Raw genomic sequence first — 20,885 nt, forward strand, 5'->3', positions numbered from 1 at the left:
CCACCCGGGGGAATGCACCGATGCCAGGCCCGAAACCCGCCCGATCGGTCCAGCGGCGTGCGAACAAGCGGAATTTGCCGCCTGGAGCGTGCATCCATTCGTCCGTCTCATGCGTCTCATGAGCAAGCGCCATTCCTATATGGCCGCACTGCAGGGGTATTTGGAGTATCCATTTTGAAAAACGGCATTAAGGGCATTCGTCGCGTATCCGCGGTCGCTGTCACCGCGGGAGCCGTCCTGACGGCCGGGGCATTCACCGCTCCGGCGCAGGCCGCCACGCTCAAGACCCCCACGATCGCCGCCAAGGGCGGCTACGTGATGAACAACGGCACGGGGAAGTCCCTCTTCACCAAGGCCGCGGACACCCGGCGCTCCACCGGCTCCACCACCAAGATCATGACGGCACGGGTGGTGCTGGCACAGCCGAACCTCAACCTTGATTCCAAGGTGACGGTCCAGAAGGCGTACAGCGACTACATCGTCGACAACGACTGGGCCTCGTCGGCCCGGCTGATCGTCGGCGACAAGGTCACCGTCCGCCAGCTGCTGTACGGGCTGATGCTCCCGTCCGGCTGCGACGCGGCGTACGCGCTGGCCGACAAGTTCGGCAGCGGCTCCACCCGGGACGCGCGGGTCAAGTCGTTCATCGGCAAGATGAACTCCACGGCCAAGTCGCTCGGCCTGACGAACACGCACTTCGACTCGTTCGACGGCATCGGGAAGGGCGCGAACTACTCGACTCCGCGCGATCTGACCAAGCTCGCCTCGAACGCGATGAAGTACTCCACGTTCCGTACGGTCGTGAAGACGAAGTCGACCAAGCAGAAGGTCACGACGAAGAGCGGTGGCTACCGCTACATGTCGTGGACCAACACCAACGCGCTGCTCGGCAGCTACTCGGGCACCCTCGGCATCAAGACGGGCTCCGGCCCGGAGGCCAAGTACTGCCTGGTCTTCGCCGCCACCCGGGGCGGCAAGACGGTCGTCGGCACGGTTCTCGCCTCCTCCTCGGTGGAGAACCGCACCGCTGACGCGAAGAAGCTGATGGACTACGGCTTCAAGAAGTAACCCGATCCGGAACAGGCGTGGGGCCTGCTCGCGACCTTCCGGCCGCGAGCAGGCCCCTTCGTCATCGTGCGGCGCCGGTCCGGCAACGCACCCGGTCCGCACGGTGACGCACCGGAATCGGTCTAGCCGTCGCTCTTGACTCCGGCACCGCTGTCCTCACCGGTACCGTCACCGTTGCCGCCGGGTCCGATCTGGAACTCGAAGTCACCGTCGTACTGCTCATGGCCCGCGATCACGGCCAGCTCGACGGCTTCCTCGCCCTTCTGTCCACGCACGATCAGCGGATCGCTGCGCAGATCGCGCATCAGTGCCCAGCACATGGCGATCATCACGACCATGAAGGGCACCGCGACCAGAATCGTCAGATTCTGCAGTCCGGTCAGGGCATCGCCCGATCCGCCACCGATCAGCAGCATGATCGCGGCGACCGCACCGGTCACCACTCCCCAGAAGATCACCACGAGCCGGGTCGGCTCGAAGGTCCCCTTCTGCGAGAGCGTGCCCATGACGATGGACGCGGCATCGGCACCGGACACGAAGAAGATGCCGACCAGAATCATGACCAGAACGCTGGTCACCGTGGCGAGCGGGTACTGGTGCAGCACATCGAAGAGCTGGCCTTCGGGAGTGCTCGACCCGCTGAGCTGCTTGGACTCCTGCAGCTTCATGGCCGAGCCGCCGAACACCGCGAACCACACCAGGCTGACCACGCTCGGCACGAGGATGACCCCGCCGATGAACTGCCGGATCGTCCGGCCGCGGCTGATCCGGGCGATGAACATGCCCACGAAGGGCGTCCAGGAGATCCACCACGCCCAGTAGAAGACGGTCCAGCTGCGCAGCCAGCCGCCCACATCGTCGCCGCTGCCGGCTTCCGTACGTCCCGCAAGCTGCGGCAGTTCGCCGATGAACGAGCCGAGGGAGGTCGGCAGCAGATTGAGGATGAGAATCGTCGGTCCGACGACGAACACGAAGACCGCCAGAATCAGCGCCAGCACCATATTGATGTTGGACAGCATCTGGACGCCCTTGGCGATGCCGGAGACCGCGGACAGGATGAAGGCGATGGTCAGCACGGTGATGACGCCGACCAGCAGGGTGGTGCTGACGCTGTCCATCCAGCCCAGCACCTTGATGCCGCTGCCGATCTGCAGCGCACCGAGCCCCAGCGAGGCCGCGGAGCCGAAGAGGGTGGCGAAGATGGCCAGGATGTCGATGACCCGGCCGCCCCAGCCGTTCGCCCGCCGGGAGCCGATCAGTGGCGTGAACACCGCGCTTATCGTCTGCCGCCTCCCCCGCCGGAAGCAACTGTAAGCAATGGCCAGACCCACCACGGCGTAGATCGCCCACGGGTGCAGCGTCCAGTGGAACAGCGTTGTGGCCATCGCCGTGTCCATCGCCTGGGCGGCGTCCTGGGGATCGGTGCCCGGCGGCGGGGTGGTGAAGTGCCCCAGCGGCTCACTGACGCCGTAGAACATCAGGCCGATGCCCATGCCCGCGCTGAACATCATCGCGACCCAGGACACGGTGCGGAATTCGGGCTCCTCGCCCTCCTTGCCCAGCGTGATCCGTCCGTATTTGCTCACCGCAAGCCAGATCGCAAAGATCACAAATGCGGAGGCGGAGAGGACGAACGCCCAGCCGAGGTTGTCGATCACCCAGTTCAGCATCGAGGTCGACGCATTCTTGAGGGAGTCGGTGGAAGACGCTCCCCAGCCGATGAAGGCGAGGGTGAGCAGCGCGGTCACACCGAAGACCACACGGTCGGTCTGTGGGGGCCCGTTCTCCTGAGGGCCGTCGGGGAGATCCGTCACAGATGACGTGCCACCCCCATCTCCGGACTTTCTGTCTGTGTCCGACACGTGTCAACCTTTCAATGGGCCATATTTTCCTTACCCGTTACCCCCTATCACACGACGGCAGACGTTGAGGGGCGTCGCGACCGTAAGGTGATAACCGGCCCTCTGGTCCAACAGCAGCGGAATGAGCTTCCGCAGCGGCTGGCGCAGCGGCACGACGACGCCGTCACGGTCCCGACGCCACACCACTCCGTGCCGCACCAGTTCTTCCCTGACCTGGGCAAACTGTCTCTCGTCGAGACGATAGGCGCAAGGCGGATGGGCCAGGATCTGTGCGTCGGTGGCCGGTTCGTTATCCGCGCCGCCGAGGTAGACCGGACCGTGATCGGCATAGCCCGCGAGCCGGGCGGCGGTGGTGGCCGCCTCGATCCGTGACCGGTGCCGGTCGAAGAAGGTGAAGGCGCCGTCCAAGGCGGCCAGCTGGGAGTCCACCCGGCGCCGGTTGTTGAACGCGGGGTCGGCCTTCTCGGCGTCGGTGAGCGCATCGACCCGGGTCTCGACGAGCAGTCCGACCGAGCCCTTGACACCCGCGGTGTTGCGCAGGATCCGCTCCTGGCCGTCGCCGGCGACCTGCTTGACGGGATCACCGGTCTCCGGGTCGGTCCAGATGCCGTAGACACCGGTGGAGAAGCCCGCCCGGTGGACGGCGGGCCGCACGAAGTCCTGGAAGAGCGCGCCCGCTTCGCGGTGCACCCCGTCCGCGGTGTTGAGGTTGCGCGGCCACAGTGACAGTACGTCCTTCATGTAGTACGGGACCGTGGGGCCGTACTCGTGCAGGTCGTAGATGGTGTCGGGGCGGTAGTCGCGGATGACCTCGGCCATCGCTCGGCCCTCGGCGGTCTGGAGGGCGATGTGGTCACGGTTGATGTCCGTACCGTCGGCGTTGCCCCGGGTGTCCGCGGCCCGGCCGTCGGGGTTGGCGGTCGGTACGACCAGCACGCTGGTGCGTTCCAGGAAGCGCCGGGTGGCCGCGTCCTTGGCGTAGGCAAGATCGCGGACCGTGGTCAGACAGGCCTCGCGCCCGGAGGGTTCGTCCCCGTGCTGGGAGCAGATCAGCAGGACGGAGTTGCCGCGGCGGACCTCCGCCGGGCTCTCGGGGGCGGACCCGCCGATCCGGACGAGCTGCACCGGGCGGCCCTGCCCGGTGGTGCCGATCCGGTCGATCCGTACGCGCACCGAGCCCCGGTCGACGGCCCGGAGGAATTCCTGTTCCTCGGTCTGGCCGGTCCAGCGGGCGCCCTGGCTGGTCTCGAATCCCGTACGGGGAGCGTGGGTTGCGGTCGGGGTGGCGGGAGCGGCCGGCGGGGTCGCGCCGAGGGTGGCCGTCAGCCCGAATGCCAGCGGAACCACGACGAGGCGGCGGGGGCGGGGTATCACGAGGAGGAGCCTCCCTTGGGTGAGCGGTGGAGGTGGAGTGGGGGTGGTCCCGGCCGGGTGGGGCCGCCCGCGGTGGGGCGGCCCCGGGCGGTCATCCCACGGCCGGCAGCCGGCTGATCGAGGGCGGCGGGGCGATGCCGTCCAGCGGTGCCGCGGCGTCCGGATGCCCCGGTGCGCCCGCGGTGGCCCGTACGAAGGCCGGGGCGCCGCCGGTCAGCGGCAGTTCCGCGGAGGTGCGGGACAGGTCGAGGGTGAGCTTCGGGGTGGACGCGGGTGGGTCGATCAGACCGGCGTCGGTGCCGGCCACGATGAGCGCGAGCCGGTGCCCGGCGGGCACGACATGATCGCTCGCGGCCAGGTCCAGGGTGAGGGTGTAGGGCTTGCCGGGGGTGAGCGGGCGGCCCTTGTGGGGGTCGGCGTAGTTGCCGAGGTCGGCCCAGCCGCGGCTGAAGACGGTGTGGGCGACCTTCTGGGTGTCGGCGGCGGTCTCCTTGAAACAGCCGGTGTCGCCCGTGGTTCCGGCGCCCCAGCAGGTACGCCTGTCGAGGGTGGTGATGCCCTCGCCGTCCGCCGCGTAGTTGCGGATGGTGTCGGGTCCGAGGTCGACCAGGACGGCGGAGAGATGGGCGGTCGAGGTGCTCGGGGTGACGGTCACGGTCACCGTGCCGGAGCCGGACAGCCGCAGCGGCGCGCGCAGCGGCCCGGTGCGGAACCCGGCCTTGGCGGCGGTCGGGGTATCGATCCGGGCCGCCCAGTCGGCCTCGCTCAGCTTCGGGTCGTCGGTGAAGGTCTCGGTCGCGCCGTGCGGCGCCTTACGGGTCCCCAGGACGCCGACACCGGGCGCGGTGCCGCCGCGCGGCCGCAGCGTGGTGGGCGTGGCGCCGGGAGCGGGCCACTTCGGGTCGGTGGACCACGTGCCGGGCGAGCGCTCGATATCGGCCATCGGGGTGCGCTCGATGCCGTTGTCGTAGCCCAGCAAATAGTGGTCGAACCAGTGGTGGAGGGTCTTGACCCACGCGCCCCGCCGGAAGTCGAAGGGGTCGACATGCCCGGTCTGGGAGAGCCAGATCTTGCGCTCGACGCCGTGCCGGGCGAGCGCGTCCCACCACTGCCCGGCGTGCCGGGTCCGGACGTTGAGGTCCTGCATGCCGTGCACCATGAGGACGCTGGCGCGGACCTTGCCCGCGTTGCGGACGTAGTCGCGCTCGCTCCACAGACCGGTCCAGTCGCCGGTACGGGGCGCGCCGTCGGCGAGCTTCTTCTGCACGGCGGCGCAGCGCTTGCGCGCCTCGGGGCTGTCGACCACGTCGGCGAGGGAGTCGGGGCCCGAGTCGTAGAGCGGGGCGCCCTTGGCGAAGTAGTAGTCGTACCAGGAGGAGATGCCGGCGATCGGGACGATGGTCCTCAGCCCCTTGACGCCGGTGGCCGCGACACCGTTGGCGATGGTGGCGTCCCAGCTCTTGCCGATCATTCCGGTGCTGCCGTTGGACCAGCCGGCCGTCACGGGTTCGCCTCCCGTACGGGCGGTGTAGGCGCGCCCCCTGCCGCCGAGCCAGTCGACGACGGCCCTGGCGGAGCGGATGTCGGAGCGGCCGCCGACGTCGACGCAGCCGTCCGAGCGGTTGGTGCCCGCGAGGTCGACCAGGACCGTCGCATAGCCGCGCGGCACGAAGTAGTTGTCGTAGAAGAGCGGGAACCCGACCGGCCGGCCCCGGTCGTCGTAGGTCTTCTTCTGGCTCTCGTTACCGCGCCCGCAGCAGGAGTAGTAAGGACTGGCGTCCATGATCACGGGGATCCGCCGGCCCTGTTGGGCGGGTTCGGCGGGCCTGACGATGTCGACGGCGACGCGGTCGGTTCTCCCGTCCGCGTCGCCGTCCAGCCGTGTGTCCACCCAGACCGATTCGCGTATCGCGCGGTCGTAGGAGTAGACGGGTCTGCTCTCACCGGGCGCCGCGTGCGCGGATGCCGGCCCGATCAGGGCGGACAGCAGGGCGGCGACGGCTGCCATCACGAGCGCTGTGAAGGGGATGCGGGGGATCCGCGCAGGATTCGTCACGGGCGGACGGTAGCGCGGCTCAACTCCCCTGCGTAAGAGCGTGTCCGGGCACTATGGCCCCGCCGGGGGCCGAAAACAGGTCCATGGGTCGCTTTTCGCCCCGCGGGCGGCCCGGTTTCGCCTGGCGGGCGGACCGGAGTCTGCCGCGCGGTGTCGTCCGCCGCGGACCGTGACGGAGGGGGCCGGCGCAGCACGGCGGACCCGAGGGACGGATGGTGGTTCATGTCGGTCATGTGTCAGATCGGGCCATGTACATGACGCCGACCCGACGCAGTACATAGGGTCTGAACAGAGCCATCCCCCCTACGAGTTGGAGGACTCGTGCGTCACAGACTCCTCGTACCCGGCGCGGCCGCCCTCAGCCTGCTGCTGGCGATCCCAGCCTCCGCGGCCGACTTCACACCGGGCGCTCCGGGTGTGGGCGACACCTACTACCCCGAGAGCGGAAACGGCGGATACGACGTTTCCCACTACGATCTGCGGCTCAAGTACCAGCCGAAGACGGACCTGCTGGAGGGCACGGCCACCCTGCTGGCCACCACCACCCAGGACCTCTCCCGCTTCAACCTGGACTTCGGCCTCAAGGTCAGCGAGATCCGGATCAACGGCAAGAAGGCTTCCTTCACCACCTCCGGCAAGCACGAGCTGGAGGTCACTCCGGCCACGCCGCTGGAGAAGGGCAAGCAGATCAGTGTCGTGGTCCGCTACGCGGGCAAGCCCTCCGAGCTGAAGATAGACGGCTACAGCGCCTGGGCCCGTACGCCGGACGGCGGTGTGGTGGCGCAGGAACCGGACGCCGCCGTGTGGTGGTACCCGAGCAACGACCACCCCACCGACAAGGCGACCTACGACATCTCGGTGGCGGTCCCGGACGGCACCCAGGCACTGAGCAACGGTGTACTGGCCTCGCAGTCCTCCAAGCTGGGCTGGACGCGCTACAACTGGCGCTCGGACAAGCCGCAGGCGACGTATCTGACGACGCTGGCCGTCGGCAAGTTCGACATCACCACCGACAAGACCGCGAACGGCCTGCCGGTCATCAACGCCGTGAGCAAGGACCTCGGTTCGCACGAGGGCTCGGCGAAGGCGAGCATCGAGCGCACCACCGAGATCACCGAGTGGCTGGAGAGCGTCTTCGGCCCCTACCCGTTCAACGCGGTAGGCGGCTACGTCCCGAACGTCCCGGCCGGGTACGCGCTGGAGACCCAGACCCGCCCCTTCTACGGAAAGAAGGTCTTCGACCGCGGCACGAACGTCTCGGTCGTGGTGCATGAGCTGGCCCACCAGTGGTACGGCGACAACGTCTCGCTCAAGGACTGGAAGGACATCTGGATCAACGAGGGCTTCGCCGCCTACAGCCAGTGGCTGTGGTCGGAGAAGGAGGGCGAGGGCACCGCCCAGGAGCTGGCGGACTGGGTCTACTCCCAGCACCCCGCCGATGACCCGTTCTGGAAGGTCAAGCCGGGCGACCCGGGCGCGGAGAACCAGTTCGACGGCGCCGTCTACGACCGTGGCGCGCTGACCCTCCAGGCGCTCCGCAACAAGGTCGGCGACAAGGCCTTCTTCGGCATCCTCAAGTCCTGGCAGACGGAGAACAAGTACGGCAACGCCTCGGTGGCCGACTTCGTGAAGTTCGCCGAGAAGAAGTCCGGCAAGGAGCTGGCAGGCTTCTTCGACACCTGGCTCTTCCAGCCGTCCAAGCCCACGGCGGGCACGGCCAAGCAGGCCCTCGGCGCCCGGCAGGCACCGGTCGCCGAGCCCAAGTCGTGGAAGCGGATCGCGGCCACGCACGACGTGCACGGGCACTGAGCCGGTGAGCGGGCGCTGAACGGTACGGAGCCGGGGCACCTCCGGCTCCGTACGCGCGCCGCGTCGTCAGCCGCGCGCCGCCTGCCGGGCCCGGCGCGCGATCGGCATGAACCGCAGCCGCTCCGGGAGCACCGGCACCACGGCGCGGACGACCCGCCCGAGACGTCGCAGCCGGCGCTCCTGGGCGTCCGTCCACTCCAGGCCGATGGCCTGCCGGGCGTCCGGCGGCATCAGCCCGATCGTGACGAAGCGCCGGACGCGGGCGAACCGGGGGCGCAGCCACGGCCAGGACAGCCGCAGGAGCAGCCGCAGCCATCGCGGGCCGCGGTCGGGCGCCGGCAGCGGCGGGTCGGTCGCCAGCAACTCCCTGACCACGGCGGTCTCTTCGAGCTCGTTGTCGAGGACCTTCTGGTAGTAGGGCCAGAACTCCTCGATGGTCTGCGGCATATCGCGGTCATGGATCCCCAGGACCCGGCCGACCTGCAGCCACTCCGCGTACAGTGCTCGCTCCTGCGCCTCGGTGAAGGGGCGGCCGAGGTACTGCTGCGCGTGCCGGAAGACGGGGTAGCCGGTGGCGTGCACCCAGGCGTAGTAGGCGGGGGTGAGCGCATGGTAGGAGCGGCCGTGTGCGTCGGTCCCCTGGATGGTCCGGTGCAGCGCTCGCAGCCGACGCCCCTCCGCGGCCGCGGCCTCCCCTCCGTACACCCACAGCTGCAGCGAGGCCAGCGACCGCTCGCCACGCCCCCAGGGGTCCGTACGGAAGACGGAGTGGTCGTCCACACCGGCGCCCACCGCCGGGTGGGCGACCTGCATGGCCAGCGCGGCCGGCAGGGTCAGCAGCATGCGGATGTCCCCGGCCAGCGACCAGAGCACACCTCCGACCGGCGGGGGTTTTGGGTCATTTTTTACCGCATTCATGGTATTAATCATCATACGGTGACTCTCCGCGATCGACGGACCGAGGTCCCCCACGCGACACGCGCACACCGGGGACCACTGCGGGTGAGTCGACTCCTCAACGCCTCTGCGGCATTGCCCCACTGGGTCCGGAGGATACCCAAGGCGGCTGCGCGGACACGCGAGTTGAACGCGGACGGGTACAAGGGGTTCGGCACCACGGACGGACACCGCCGGCGGGCAGCGGCGGACGAGCACCGGCGGCGGCTCGCCCGTCACCCGATGCGCCCCGCGTGACGGCTCCCCGCTTCCGGCCCGCCAGGCGGGCGGCGAAGTGTACGTCGCCACTCGACACCCGACTGTGCGACATCGCCACACCAAAACCACCTTGACCCCATAGACGACATTCACCTTCAAGAGTGGTTTTGCCGCGAGATAAACCCCTGAGCTGGTGCAATCAAATCCCCACTTTTCCCACCAGGCGCGGATAGTGACATGGACGTTACGGAACGCGACACTCGCACTGTCCTTCCGAACCACCCAAAAGGAGCAACTCATGTCCTGTCCTCCGCCCTGTCCGCCGCCGGTCGATGCCCGTAAGGCACTCGACTTTCTGCGCACCAGCGGACTCGTCGACCTCACCGTTCCGCTGCAGCGAGTCGTCGACCAGGTCAGCCAACTCGACGATGTGGCCGGCTACGTACTCGCCTGGGAGCGGTACGTGCTCGTAGTCGCCAACCAGGTCGCGGACGACGACTCCGACGCAGGCAACTGAGCCATCGACCATGCCGATCGCCGGGAGGCATTTCATGAACACGACGCAGCCCGGTGACGGTTCGTCACAAAGGCGCGCGGTGGAGACCCGGGCAGTCGCCTGGCTCGCTGCGCGCCGCACTCTGATCGACCCGACCGAAGCGGCCCCGGGCCGGGTGCTGTTCGCCCGCAAGGCCCTCATCGAAACCGCATTCCTCGTGGGGCTGCGGGCGCGCCTCGACCCGGAACCCCTGGACGGCGACTACTCCGCCCTCCTCGAACAGGTCGAGGAGATCGCGGCCCGCCCCTCCTACCGGGAACTGATCGCCCGGGACGAAGCCGCCCTCCTCCTGTATGCGGGGACCTATGCGGCGCTCCGGCTCTGCGGCCGCGAGGACCCGGAGTTCCGGCAACTGATCACTCAGGCCGCGGCCGGAGGATATGCGGCGGTCTTCGAGCGGATTCCGTACCGGCAGCTCGATCTGCTGCACACCCTGGAGCTGTGCGATGTCCCGCACACGCTGCCGGCCGTGGACGATGTCCTGCCGTTCACCCTGCTCTGCAACCGCCCGAATGTCGTCAAGCTCACCGACCGCGACATCTACGCCCTCACCCACACGCTCTTCTACGCCACGGATTTCGGTCTCCGCGAGCCCCGCTGGCCACGGGACTTCAATCCGGGTGCTGCGGTGGAGCTGCTCGAAGCGCTCCTCGTCCTCACCCTCGGCCGGCAGAATGCCGACCTGGTGGGGGAACTTCTGTGCTGTCTGCTGTGCCTCGGGGTGCGGGACTCCGAGGAAGGCCGCCGGGCATGGGAGTTCCTCGCGGCCGTGCAAGAGGCCGACGGGCGGGTCAACGGACCGCCCGGTGTGGTCCACCCCGGGCTCGCCGACGGCGACGAGGAGTACCGGCACTGGGCCACCGGCTATCACACCACCATCGTCACCGCCCTGGCCGCGCTGCTGGACCGCAGCCCCAGGGTGGTACGGAGGCCTCGGCCGTCCGCGCCCAAGCCCCGCCCGGTCGTGGAGCAGCCGCTGCGGCGGGCAGTGGTGTGGCTGGCGGACACCAGCCGCCGCCACGCACCCGCCGCGTCGCTGCCCGCCGCAGCGGCCGTCGCGCATGCGGCCGGGGCCCTGGGGGAACCCGAGCTCGCCCGCCCCCTGCTCCTCGATTTCTCCGAACGTCTCGCGGACGCGGACGCGGAAGTGTGGCAGGGACACGGGATGGAGGTCGTCGGTGAGTTCGCGTACGGCCTGCGGACCCACGGGATCACCTGCGCCTCGCTCGACCTGTTCCTCAAGTCCACCGCCGCCGCCGTCGAACTCCTGGACCGGGTGCCGCCACAGGCGACGCACAACGTCCGGCGCCTCGTCGGTCTGGGGCTGCTCGCCCCGCAGCGTGCGACCGCTCTGACCGGTGGGGCCGAGGCTTTGCACCCGGCGCCGGAGACGGCCGTCACCGAGCTGCCCGGCGCCTGGAAGGACTATCGCCTGGGGCATATCGCCGGATTCGTCCGGGACTCGGCCCGCGCCGGGCGGGCCGGGCACCGCATCACCCGCGACGCCGTCTCCTTTCTTCTCTCCCAGCAGAGCTCCTGCGGCGCGTTCGGCCGGCCGGCCTGCGACGAACCATCAAGCCGCGAACGGGCGTTGCTGTCCTGGACCCAAAGCGCCGTCACCGCGCTGGCCGCCGTACACACGGCCTGCGGCGCGGCGCTCGCGGGCCCGCGGTCCGGCCCCTGACCCGAGGCGCTACGGCAAGAGCCTCGGCCCGTCCATCTCGTACCCCCCGGACGGCTACCTGGAAGTAACCCCAACTGCTTGGATAAGCGACGCTGGTTCACACCCCCACCCCCACAGGGAGATTCAGTGTCGCACTCAGCGCTGCGCATACCCCGGATCGCCGCCCTCGCCACGGCCCTCGCCGCGGTCACGGTGGCGGCCGCGGCCCCCACCGCGTCGGCCGCCGCCGCCCCCCGTCTGAAGGTGCTCAGCTACAACGTCTTCCTCATGAGCAAGAACCTCTATCCCAACTGGGGGCAGGACCACCGCGCCCAGGCGATCACGGACGCGGACTTCTTCCAGGGCCAGGACGTCGTCGTGCTCCAGGAAGCGTTCGACAACTCCTCCTCCGAGACCCTGAAGTCCCGGGCCGCGGCGCAGTATCCGCACCAGACCCCGGTGATGGGCCGGAGCCGCAGCGGCTGGGACGCCACCGGCGGTGCCTACTCCGCCGCGACCCCGGAGGACGGCGGGGTGACACTGCTGAGCAAGTGGCCGATCCTGCGCAAGGAGCAGTACGTCTACAAGGACGCCTGCGGTGCGGACTACCTCTCCAACAAGGGGTTCGTCTATGCGGTGTTGGACGTCAACGGCACCAAGGTGCATGTGGTCGGCACCCACGCCCAGTCCACCGACTCCGGCTGCAAGGCGGGCGAGGCGGCCGACGACCGCGCCAAGCAGCTCAAGGAGATGGACGCGTTCCTGGATGCCAAGTACATCCCGGCGGACGAAGAGGTCATCGTTGCGGGCGATCTGAACGTCGACTCGCACAGCGCCGAGTACGACGCGCTGCTCAGCAACGCCGACCTGGCGCCCGCGGACAGCCGTACCGGCCACCCGTACTCCTTCGACACCCAGGACAACTCCATCGCGAAGTACCGCTACCCGGACGACCCCCGCGAGGACCTGGACTACATCCTGTACCGCAACGGCCACGCCCGTCCCTCTGGATGGCAGAACACCGTGGTCAAGGAGGAGTCGGCGCCCTGGACGGTCTCCAGCTGGGGCAAGGACTACACGTACACCAATCTCTCGGATCATTACCCTGTCGTGGGCACCGTCGGCTAGTTGTACTGACCGGGCACGTTGATCAATCGTGAGAATGGCGGCTGGTTGCCGCACGCAGTGTGGGGCCGGTGGTGGTTGTACTGGTGGAGCCAACCGGCCAGTGCGTCGCGTCGTTCTTGCTCGCTGGTGTAGCAGCAGGCGTAGGCCCAGCCATCGGCCATGGTGCGGTGGAAGCGCTCGACCTTCCCGTTCGTCTGCGGGCGGTAAGGGCGCGTGAACTTCGAGGTGATCGAAAGCGCTTCGCAGTTGTCGCGCCACAGGTACGAGCGGTACGCGCCGCCGTTGTCCGACAGGACCCTCTCAATGGTGACGCCACGGTCAGCGAACCAGTCGACAGCCCGGTGCAGGAAGCCGACGGCGGTGACGGCTGTTTCGTCGTCGTGGACCTCGGTGTAGGCGACGCGGGAGTGGTCGTCGATGACGGTGTGCACGAATGCGTATCCGGCCTTCGGGCCGCCGTAGGCGTTGCGTGACTTGCTCTGCGTCGCGGCGCGGTGCTTCTCGCCTTGGTGGCGGCCGACGTAGCGCCAGCCGCCACCGTCGGGGATGTTCCCGAGCTTCTTCACGTCCACGTGCACCAGTGATCCCGGATGGTCGTGCTCATACCGGCGGACGGGCTCACCGGTCTCACGGTCGACGTAGGCGAGTCGGTTCAGGCGGGCCGATCGCAGGATTCGATGCACTGTCGACGGGGCGATATTGAGTCTCGCAGCGAGCTGGACCGGCCCTTCCCGCAGACGTAGTCGCAGGCTGACGCACCTCTTCGTCACGGTCTTGGGTGTCTTGGCCGGAGAGCTCCGCGGTCGTGAGGATCGGTCCTGCATGGACTCGCCTGCGAGGTAGCGATCGACCCAGCGCTTCACGGTCGGCCAGGACACCTGGAAGCGGGCCGCGACTTCGCTGATTGGCCAGCCGTCGTCAGCGACGAGTCGAGCGACTTTCAGCCGGTGGCGCGGGGTGAGGGCCGCGTTCGAATGCGACATTTCTGAGCTCCTAGACAGGCTGAAAGGCTTCCCAATGCTGATGTCAAGCCGCTGCTGTAACAGGTGGTGCGGCTTGGTAGCACGCTCCGTCACGGATCATGGCCCACAGAACATTGACGCGACGGCGCGCGAGTGCCAGCAGCGCCTGCTTGTGCCCTTTCCCTTCAGCCCGTTTGCGCGCGTAGTACGCCTTCGAGGCCGGACAACTCTTCAGGCTCGACAGCGCGGAGAGATACATCGCGTTGAGCAGTCCGCGGTGGAAACGGCGGGGTCTGCGGAGGTTCCCGCTGACGCGGCCGGAGTCACGCGGGGCCGGTGCCAGGCCGGCGTAGCCGGCAAGCCGGTCGGCACTGCCGAACGCGTCCATGTCGCCGCCGGTGGCGGCGATGAACACCGCCCCCATCTGCTTGCCCATGCCGGGCAGGCTGAGGATCACCTCGGCGTGCGGGTGCTCGCGAAACCGGGCCTCGATCAGCGCATCGACTTCCGCGATCTCCTCATCGAGGGCCATCACCCCCTTCGCGAGGCGGACCACCATGGCGGCGGCCAGCTTCTCGCCGGGCAGGGACGTGTGCTGGCACTCGGCGGCCTCCACCGCTGTCCTGGCGAGTGCGGCGGCACTGCGGACCTTGCGGTTGCGCAGCCACGTCTCGATGCGCTTCGCGCCTGCCCGGCGGATTGCCGCCGGGGTCTGGTAGCCCGTCAGCAGAACGACGGGCCCCTTGTTGGTCAGCTCCAGATTGCGTTCCAACGCCGGGAAGATTTCCAGCAGTTGGGCCCGCAGCCGGTTGATCTGGCGAGTGCGGTCGCACATCAGGTCGGTGCGGCGGGTGGTGAGTGTGTGCAGGTCCACGGCAATCTCGTCACCGGGGCGCAGCAGGCCCAGGTCGCGGCGCATGCGGGCCTGGTCGGCGATGACGAAGGCGTCCTTGGCGTCGGTCTTGCCCTCGCCCCGGTAGGAAGCCGAGGCGCGGTGCACGGCCAGGCCGGTGAGGTAGGCCATCGGCTGGTCGTGGCTGAGCAACAGCCCGATCAGCAGGGCCGCTCCGCCGTGGTTGAGGTCGACGGCCCACAGCACATCGGTGTCGAGGGCCAGGACGTCGCCGATCAGTTCCAGCAAGGCCGTCTCGTCGTTCAGGACCCGGCGGGACAGCAGACGTTCACCGTTCGCGTTGAGCACCACGCAGTGGTGGTGTTCCTTGCCGATGTCCATTCCGGCCCATATTCGGGGCACAGTCACCTCCGCCAACTCATCGCACGTTCACAGCCCAGCAGACGACCTCGCCGACGTTGCCCTACACAGCGATCGAGTCGCATCTCCCAATTGGCGGTCGAGTCGTCGCAGGGCTCCGGGCGGCCAAGCCTTTCCGGCCATCTCACGGCGCCGCCATGCCAGCCATACCCAGAGCCCCCGGGTCCCGCTGATCTTACGAGTGACCAGTTCGAACCCAAGACAAGAAAGTAGGGCCGGCCATGGTGTGTGGCCGGCCCTTCAGCTTGGAGATATGCGGGGAGGGATAGTGCAGGTCAGTCGACCGGGGAGACTCGGATGAGGTTGCCGTCAGGGTCCGTAATCACGAACGTGCGGCCGAAGACAGCATCATGCGGCTCCTGCACAACGTGGACCCCCTTCGAGGCCCACCTCGTGAAGATCTCGTCAATTGCCTGCGATGGCCCCGGCACCATGAGTCCGATCTCTGTCGTACGAGGGAGGCTCGGGACCGCGTGCTCGCTGTAGCCCGTCCACAGTGCGAACAGGACACCGGGGGCAGCTTCGAAGGCTACGTAGTGGGGACTGGTGAAGGTCGGTTCGATCTCGAACAGGTCGCTGTAGAAGGCGGTGGCGGCCTCGGCGTCGCGGACGCCGATCAGGAACAGGTTCGGTGCGGGCATGGAGTGCTCCTCAACTCGTTGATTTCTCGGTCCAGCACCCAGTGGATCACCCAATCGCGACGGAACCTGTCACCTTTTCTGGGAACATGGGTAAGCATGAAGGCTTCAAGACTCCTGCATCTCCTGCTGCTCCTGCAGACCCGTCAGCGGCTCACTACCACGGAGCTCGCCGCGCGTCTTGAGGTGTCCCGGCGGACTGTGCTGCGGGACGTCGAGGCGCTATCGACAGCGGGCGTGCCCGTCTATGCCGAACGTGGGCGGAACGGCGGGATCGTCCTGCTCCCCAGTGCACGGCTCAGCGCATCCCATCTGGAACCACCAGAACTGGAGGCCCTATCCGTGGCCGGCTTGGACAGCGCACTACGTGAGCGAATGGGCCTAACTGCGGTGTGGGAGTCGGCCGAGCGCAAGATCGCCGCCCGCCAGGCTGCAGCACCTGAGTCGCCGAGCCCGCTGCGGCTGGCTGACCTTGTGCTTGTCGACAGCACCGCGTGGTTTGCTGCCCCCGAGGCAGCGGTCGAAGTATCGGATCTGGCCTCGACCCTGCGACACCGGCGACGCCTTCGAATTCTGTACCGGCGCAGCGCCGAGAGCCAGGCCTCGACACGGGTGGTCGACCCGTACGGGATCGTGGCGAAATCAGGTCGCTGGTATCTCGTCGCCGATGACCAGGGCGACAGCCGGCTGCTCGCTCTGGAACGACTGTCGGCCTTCGAACAGCTAGACGCACCAGCCGTGCTCCAACCAGGCGAAACCCTCCGCACCAGATGGGCCGTGTTGAAGAAACGCACTGAGGAGCAAGATCGCGTGAGCGTGACCATCCGCCTGCCGGAAAAGGGTCTCGACCTGGCGCGGCGCATCCTCGGCACCCGCATCCACCATGTCTCCGACGCGGAAAAAGGCTCGTGCGTCGTCGTCGTGCGCTACCCCGACATCGAGTCGGTGCGTCAGCTTCTTCAGTTCGGCGACCACATCGAGGTGCTCGCCCCTGAGACGGCCCGCGCACGCATCAGTCAGCTCGCCAGGGACCTGGCTGACAGTCACTCAACCCCCGCATCGTGATTGCCGATCAGGTCCCCTGTCCTCAATCAACGTGCCCGGTCAGTACAGCTAGTTGACCTTGCGGCCGCACGGGGGCAGGCGCCGGGCCGTTCGTCGTCCGGCAGCGCGTCGAGTTCCTTCTGCGGCTCGGCGCGCTGTCCGGTGCGGGTGCCCCGGCGAGGGCGCCAGGCTCCGCGCCGGAGCGCCTCAGCGCTTGAGATAGGCCAGAACGGCCAGCACCCTGCGGTTGTCGTCCGCCGACGGGTCGATCCGGAGCTTGGTGAAAATGCTCGCGGTGTGCTTGGCGACGGCGCTCTCGCTGATGTGCAGGCCGCCGGCGATGGCGGCGTTGGACCTGCCCTCGGCCATCAGCTCCAGGACGTCCCGTTCGCGCTGTGTCAGGGTGCCGATCTGGCCCCGGGCGTCGCTGCGCAACAGCAGCTTGGAGATGACCTGAGGATCCATCACTGTGCCTCCGGCAGCCACCCGGCGGACCGCGTCGATGAACTGCTCGGTGTGGGTGACCCGGTCCTTGAGCAGATATCCGACGGCGCCCTCGCCGCCGGCCAGCAGCTCGTGCGCGTACAGCTGCTCGACGTACTGGGAGAGGATGAGGACGGGCAGGCCGGGCCGCCGGCGACGGGCTTCGAGTGCGGCCTGCAGGCCCTCGTCGGTGAAGGTCGGCGGCAGCCGCACATCGACCACGGCGGCATCCGGTGCCGAGTCCCCCTCTGCGAGGAGCGCGCGCAGCAGAGACGGGCCGTTGTCGACCGCGATCACCTCGCAGTCGTGTTCCTGGAGGGTGCGTATCAGCCCGTCTCTCAGGAGGAAGAGGTCTTCGGCGAGGACAACGCGCACGGAATCTCCATTGTCACGGTGGTCGGTCCGCCCTGCGGACTGTGCAGGTCGAGGGTGCCGTCGAAGGTATCCAACCGCTGTCGCACACCGGCCAGTCCGGTGCCCCGTGAGGGGTCGGCGCCGCCGTGACCGTCGTCGGTGACGGTGGCACGCAGCGAGCCGTTCTCGTAGGTCAGGGCGACGCCGACCTCTCGGGCCCCGGAGTGCTTCGCCGCGTTCGCCAGCGCCTCGCTCACCGCGAAGTAGGCGGCGGACTCGACCGGTGCCGGGAGCTTGCCCGGCAGCCGGGTCTCGACGTGGACGTCGAGGAAGCTGTCGAGCGCCAGCGACCGGACGGCGTCGCCCAGGCCCCGGTCGGCGAGGACCGGCGGATGGATGCCGTGCACCAGTTCGCGCAGGTCCTGCAAGGCCCCTTCGGACGTGCGCCGGACGTCCAGCAGGAGCTCGCGCGCCGCCGCCGGGTCCGTCTCCATGAGGCGGGTGGCACGGTCCAGCGTCATCCCCAGGGCGACCAGCCGAGCCTGTGCCCCGTCGTGCAGGTTCCGCTCGATGCGCCGCAGTTCGGCGGCCTGAGCATCCAGGGCCCTGGCACGGGTGTCGGTGAGCCGCTCGACCCGTTGGGCGAGCCGGCTGCTGCGCGGCGCGGAAAGCAGCGGCCGGCTCACCCGGGCATGCAGCCGGAGCATGGCGGGGGCGGCCAGCAGCCCGACGGCCATGAAGACGAGGCCCAGCACCAGCGCGGCACACATCGTCGCGGTGCTGTGCACGGGGACGAACGCGTACCAGTTGCCGTCGTCGATGAGCCGCCAGATGAACGGCTGCACCAGCGCGCCGAACGCCCCGTACTCGACCAGGGCGAGGGGTACGGCGACAAGGAGCCCGCCGACCACCGGACCCAGCCAGGCCCACGCCAGGTCGCGCCAGAACCCCTCGTCAGCGATGATCGCGCCCGATCTCTTGCGGGCGTTGAGGGCGCGGTCCACGGGCAGCGGATCCGGTGGGCCGATACGGACGCCGGTCCACCGGTCGGCGCGTGAACGGGAGCGATCGGACAGTACGCGCAGGGCCCGTGCGGCGGGCGGCAGCAGCCGGAAGCCCACGCCCATGGGCACCAGCAGCAGGGCGAGTACCACCAGCGACTTCCCGTACCCGCCCCGGCCACAGCAGCGCGGCCAGCCCGACACCGAGCGCGGGTCCGAACTGTGTCAGCTGAATGACCTCACCGGGTATCCGGGTCGCGGGCTGGAGCGCACCCAGCGCCCCGGCCGCCAGAGAGGCAGCGGTGAGGAACAAGGCCATCGCCCTGATGTCGACAGTTTTCCTTCGCATGGCACCGACGATGCCGTCCGGCGGGTCCGTCGCCATTGCGTCTGGATGCCGTGCAGGGGTGTACCCAGATACACCCCTGGCGGGCTTCGGTGGTGGCCATCCGGTCACCGCCCCGCTGAGCGGCGGCTGAGCGGTGGGCGGACGGCGGACGGCGGTTTCAGCGGTCGTAGACCGTCACCGGTATGCCGCACCGGTGCGGGCGGCCCGGGGCCCGCCGCCCGCGCCCGGAACCGCCGACGCGAAAGGGCGGTCGCGAAGGCCTTCCGGCCTCCGCGACCGCCCTTGATGACGCAGGCGTCGCTGGTGCGTGACTACTTGGACAGCTCGCGTTCCGCGGCGATCCGGCTGACCCGGCCGCGCACCGCGAACCAGCCGCCGACCAGCGCGATGGCGAGGACCGGGATCAGCATCACGGTCTGGCGGCCGACACCGTCGTCGAACCACATCAGGACGATGACACCGAGCAGGAAGGCGATGGTGGCGATGTCCGTGACCGGCGTGCCGGGGAGCCGGAAGCGCGGGCGCTCGACCAGGCCTTCCTTCGACCGGCGCACGAACACCATGTGGCAGACCATGATCGTGCACCAGGTGCTGATGATGCCCAGCGCCGCGATGTTCAGCACGATCTCGAATGCCTCGCCCGGCATGACGTAGTTGAGCCCGACACCCAGCACACACACCGCGGAGGTGAGCATGATGCCGCCGTACGGCACCTGGTTGCGGTTCATCAGGCCGGCGAACTTGGGCGCGGAGCCCGCCATCGACATGGAGCGCAGAATGCGGCCGGTCGAGTAGAGCCCGGAGTTCAGGCTGGACATCGCCGCGGTCAGCACCACGAGGTTCATCACATCGCCCGCCGCCGGCACACCGACGTTGGACAGCACCGTGACGAAGGGGCTCTCGCCGCCGACGTACTTGTTCCACGGCAGCAGCATCGCGAGCAGGATCACCGAGCCGACGTAGAAGACGCCCACTCGCCACATGATGGAGTTGACGGCCTTCGGCACGACCTTCTCCGGCTGGTCGGTCTCACCAGCGGTCACACCGACCAGCTCGACCGCGGAGTAGGCGAAGACCACGCCCTGGAGCACGATCACCACGGGCAGCAGACCGGTCGGGAAGAGCCCGCCGTGGTCGGTGAGCAGATCCAGCCCTGGTGTGTGGCCGCCGACCGGGTGCTGGGTGGCCAGCAGGAAGATGCCGATGAACATGAAGATCACCAGCGCCGCGACCTTGATGATCGCGAACCAGAACTCCAGCTCACCGAAGATCTTCACCGAGATCAGGTTCACGGTCAGCACGACCGCGAGCGCGATGAGCGCCATAACCCACTGCGGGATATCGGTGAACAGGCTCCAGTAGTGGGTGTAGAGGGCGATCGCGGTGATGTCGGCGATACCGGTCGTCGACCAGTTGACGACATACATCCAGCCGGCGATGTAGGCGCCCTTCTCCCCCAGGAACTCACGGGCGTAGGAGACGAAGGATCCGGACGACGGACGGTGCAGCACCAGCTCGCCCAGGGCACGGACGACGAAGAAGGCGAAGAGACCGCAGACCGCGTAGGCGATGGCCAGCGCGGGTCCGGCGGAGTGCAGTCGGCCACCGGCGCCCAGGAAGAGGCCGGTACCGATCGCTCCACCGATGGCGATCATGTTCACATGCCGGCCCTTGAGGCCCTTGCTATAGCCCGCGTCGCCCGCATCCTGTTGCGTGCCGCGCCCCCCGTCAGGTGACCCATGGGCTGTCTCGGTGACGGTCTCTGTGCTCACTGGTGGTGCATCTCGCTTTCGGGCAGGCGCTGAAGCCATGGCCTAGAAGTCCGCGGATCGCGCGGACGGCCGACGGCACACCTTCCCTGAAGAGCGCTCCCTCGTCTGTGGGCAAGATCACAGCGTGTACAGGCCATCCAAGATTTGTCCGTATTTCTGGTGAATTTCCCGGCACTGCAATTTCAAGGAGGGCGTCAGTTCACCCGATTCCGGACTCCACTCCTCGCCTGGCAAGGAGGATTTCTTGACCTGTTCGGATCGGTAGAGACGTTTCTTTGCTTCCGTGACACCCCCTCCGCCTCGGCCCGCACATTGGGATATGCGCCGGCTCCCGCGAT

16 protein-coding genes are annotated in these 20,885 nt (G+C 68.4%); 6 read left to right on the forward strand and 10 right to left on the reverse strand.

Going from position 1 to position 20,885, the window contains the following annotated elements; genetic code table 11:
• Positions 1-174: 174 nt before the first annotated feature.
• A complete protein-coding gene (locus SLV14N_RS06335) occupies positions 175-1,068 on the forward strand; it encodes a D-alanyl-D-alanine carboxypeptidase family protein (protein WP_263268515.1) in 894 nt (297 codons plus the stop codon).
• Positions 1,069-1,190: 122 nt separating this feature from the next.
• Here the strand turns inward: SLV14N_RS06335 and SLV14N_RS06340 are convergent, their stop codons facing one another.
• The 3 genes from SLV14N_RS06340 to SLV14N_RS06350 form a co-directional block, all read right to left on the reverse strand.
• Positions 1,191-2,882, reverse strand: coding sequence for a BCCT family transporter (locus tag SLV14N_RS06340; protein ID WP_263268516.1), 1,692 nt, complete (start codon positions 2,880-2,882; stop codon positions 1,191-1,193).
• A gap of 78 nt (positions 2,883-2,960) precedes the next feature.
• Complete coding sequence (locus SLV14N_RS06345; RefSeq protein WP_263268517.1) at positions 2,961-4,304, reverse strand: M14 family metallocarboxypeptidase; 1,344 nt, start codon at positions 4,302-4,304, stop codon at positions 2,961-2,963.
• Positions 4,305-4,395: 91 nt separating this feature from the next.
• Positions 4,396-6,312: a Xaa-Pro dipeptidyl-peptidase gene (locus SLV14N_RS06350; protein ID WP_263273039.1), complete on the reverse strand. Its 1,917-nt coding sequence runs from the start codon at positions 6,310-6,312 to the stop codon at positions 4,396-4,398.
• A gap of 369 nt (positions 6,313-6,681) precedes the next feature.
• On the opposite strand from SLV14N_RS06350, the gene SLV14N_RS06355 reads away from it, so the two are divergent.
• Positions 6,682-8,169, forward strand: a complete 1,488-nt coding sequence (locus SLV14N_RS06355) for a M1 family metallopeptidase (RefSeq protein WP_263268518.1) — start codon at positions 6,682-6,684, stop codon at positions 8,167-8,169.
• 66 nt (positions 8,170-8,235) lie between these two features.
• Here the strand turns inward: SLV14N_RS06355 and SLV14N_RS06360 are convergent, their stop codons facing one another.
• Positions 8,236-9,087: an oxygenase MpaB family protein gene (locus tag SLV14N_RS06360; protein ID WP_208680138.1), complete on the reverse strand. Its 852-nt coding sequence runs from the start codon at positions 9,085-9,087 to the stop codon at positions 8,236-8,238.
• A gap of 535 nt (positions 9,088-9,622) precedes the next feature.
• Here SLV14N_RS06360 and SLV14N_RS06365 point away from each other — a divergent pair.
• The 3 genes from SLV14N_RS06365 (at position 9,623) to sph (ending at position 12,671) form a co-directional block, all read left to right on the forward strand.
• Positions 9,623-9,841, forward strand: a complete 219-nt coding sequence (locus SLV14N_RS06365) for a hypothetical protein (RefSeq protein WP_208680139.1) — start codon at positions 9,623-9,625, stop codon at positions 9,839-9,841.
• Between the two features lie 34 nt (positions 9,842-9,875).
• Positions 9,876-11,564 carry a hypothetical protein gene (locus SLV14N_RS06370; RefSeq protein ID WP_263268520.1) on the forward strand — a complete coding sequence of 563 codons (1,689 nt, stop codon included), beginning with the start codon at positions 9,876-9,878 and terminating at the stop codon, positions 11,562-11,564.
• A gap of 126 nt (positions 11,565-11,690) precedes the next feature.
• Entirely contained in the window at positions 11,691-12,671 is a 981-nt protein-coding gene (gene sph, locus SLV14N_RS06375; RefSeq protein ID WP_263268521.1) for a sphingomyelin phosphodiesterase, read from the forward strand.
• Here sph and SLV14N_RS06380 read toward each other — a convergent pair.
• From SLV14N_RS06380 to SLV14N_RS06390, 3 genes are all read right to left on the reverse strand, one after another.
• Positions 12,668-13,654: an IS481 family transposase gene (locus SLV14N_RS06380; protein WP_208680141.1), complete on the reverse strand. Its 987-nt coding sequence runs from the start codon at positions 13,652-13,654 to the stop codon at positions 12,668-12,670. The genes sph and SLV14N_RS06380 overlap by 4 nt on opposite strands.
• A 43-nt stretch (positions 13,655-13,697) precedes the next feature.
• Positions 13,698-14,894, reverse strand: a complete 1,197-nt coding sequence (locus SLV14N_RS06385; protein WP_263268522.1) for an IS110 family transposase — start codon at positions 14,892-14,894, stop codon at positions 13,698-13,700.
• A gap of 287 nt (positions 14,895-15,181) precedes the next feature.
• The gene (locus SLV14N_RS06390; RefSeq protein ID WP_046929261.1) at positions 15,182-15,547 is read right to left on the reverse strand and encodes a VOC family protein; all 366 of its coding nucleotides are present in this window, start codon (positions 15,545-15,547) and stop codon (positions 15,182-15,184) included.
• A gap of 96 nt (positions 15,548-15,643) precedes the next feature.
• Here SLV14N_RS06390 and SLV14N_RS06395 point away from each other — a divergent pair, with 96 nt between their 5' ends.
• Positions 15,644-16,609 carry a YafY family protein gene (locus SLV14N_RS06395; RefSeq protein WP_123101865.1) on the forward strand — a complete coding sequence of 322 codons (966 nt, stop codon included), beginning with the start codon at positions 15,644-15,646 and terminating at the stop codon, positions 16,607-16,609.
• A 186-nt stretch (positions 16,610-16,795) separates the two neighbouring features.
• On the opposite strand, the gene SLV14N_RS06400 is transcribed toward SLV14N_RS06395, so the two are convergent.
• The 3 genes from SLV14N_RS06400 to SLV14N_RS06410 all read right to left on the reverse strand — a co-directional run bounded on the left by SLV14N_RS06400 (position 16,796) and on the right by SLV14N_RS06410 (position 20,547).
• Positions 16,796-17,446: a response regulator transcription factor gene (locus SLV14N_RS06400; RefSeq protein WP_208680142.1), complete on the reverse strand. Its 651-nt coding sequence runs from the start codon at positions 17,444-17,446 to the stop codon at positions 16,796-16,798.
• Complete coding sequence (locus tag SLV14N_RS06405) at positions 17,410-18,630, reverse strand: sensor histidine kinase (RefSeq protein ID WP_263268529.1); 1,221 nt, start codon at positions 18,628-18,630, stop codon at positions 17,410-17,412. Before SLV14N_RS06405 ends, SLV14N_RS06400 begins: the two co-directional genes overlap by 37 nt.
• Before the next feature lie 456 nt (positions 18,631-19,086).
• Complete coding sequence (locus SLV14N_RS06410) at positions 19,087-20,547, reverse strand: amino acid permease (protein WP_208680143.1); 1,461 nt, start codon at positions 20,545-20,547, stop codon at positions 19,087-19,089.
• Positions 20,548-20,885 lie beyond the last annotated feature (338 nt).

Origin of the sequence: Streptomyces sp. Je 1-4 4N24 (genome assembly GCF_026239515.1) — a bacterium.
GTDB classification, from domain to species: domain Bacteria; phylum Actinomycetota; class Actinomycetes; order Streptomycetales; family Streptomycetaceae; genus Streptomyces; species Streptomyces nigrescens.

Coding starts and splice junctions, on each gene's coding strand:
- SLV14N_RS06380 (WP_208680141.1), bottom strand. CDS start 13,654: ATGTCGCATTCGAACGCGGCCCTCACCCCGCGCCACCGGCTGAAAGTC.
- SLV14N_RS06390 (WP_046929261.1), bottom strand. CDS start 15,547: ATGCCCGCACCGAACCTGTTCCTGATCGGCGTCCGCGACGCCGAGGCC.
- SLV14N_RS06365 (WP_208680139.1), top strand. CDS start 9,623: ATGTCCTGTCCTCCGCCCTGTCCGCCGCCGGTCGATGCCCGTAAGGCA.
- SLV14N_RS06350 (WP_263273039.1), bottom strand. CDS start 6,312: ATGGCAGCCGTCGCCGCCCTGCTGTCCGCCCTGATCGGGCCGGCATCC.
- SLV14N_RS06370 (WP_263268520.1), top strand. CDS start 9,876: ATGAACACGACGCAGCCCGGTGACGGTTCGTCACAAAGGCGCGCGGTG.
- SLV14N_RS06395 (WP_123101865.1), top strand. CDS start 15,644: ATGAAGGCTTCAAGACTCCTGCATCTCCTGCTGCTCCTGCAGACCCGT.
- SLV14N_RS06360 (WP_208680138.1), bottom strand. CDS start 9,087: ATGAATGCGGTAAAAAATGACCCAAAACCCCCGCCGGTCGGAGGTGTG.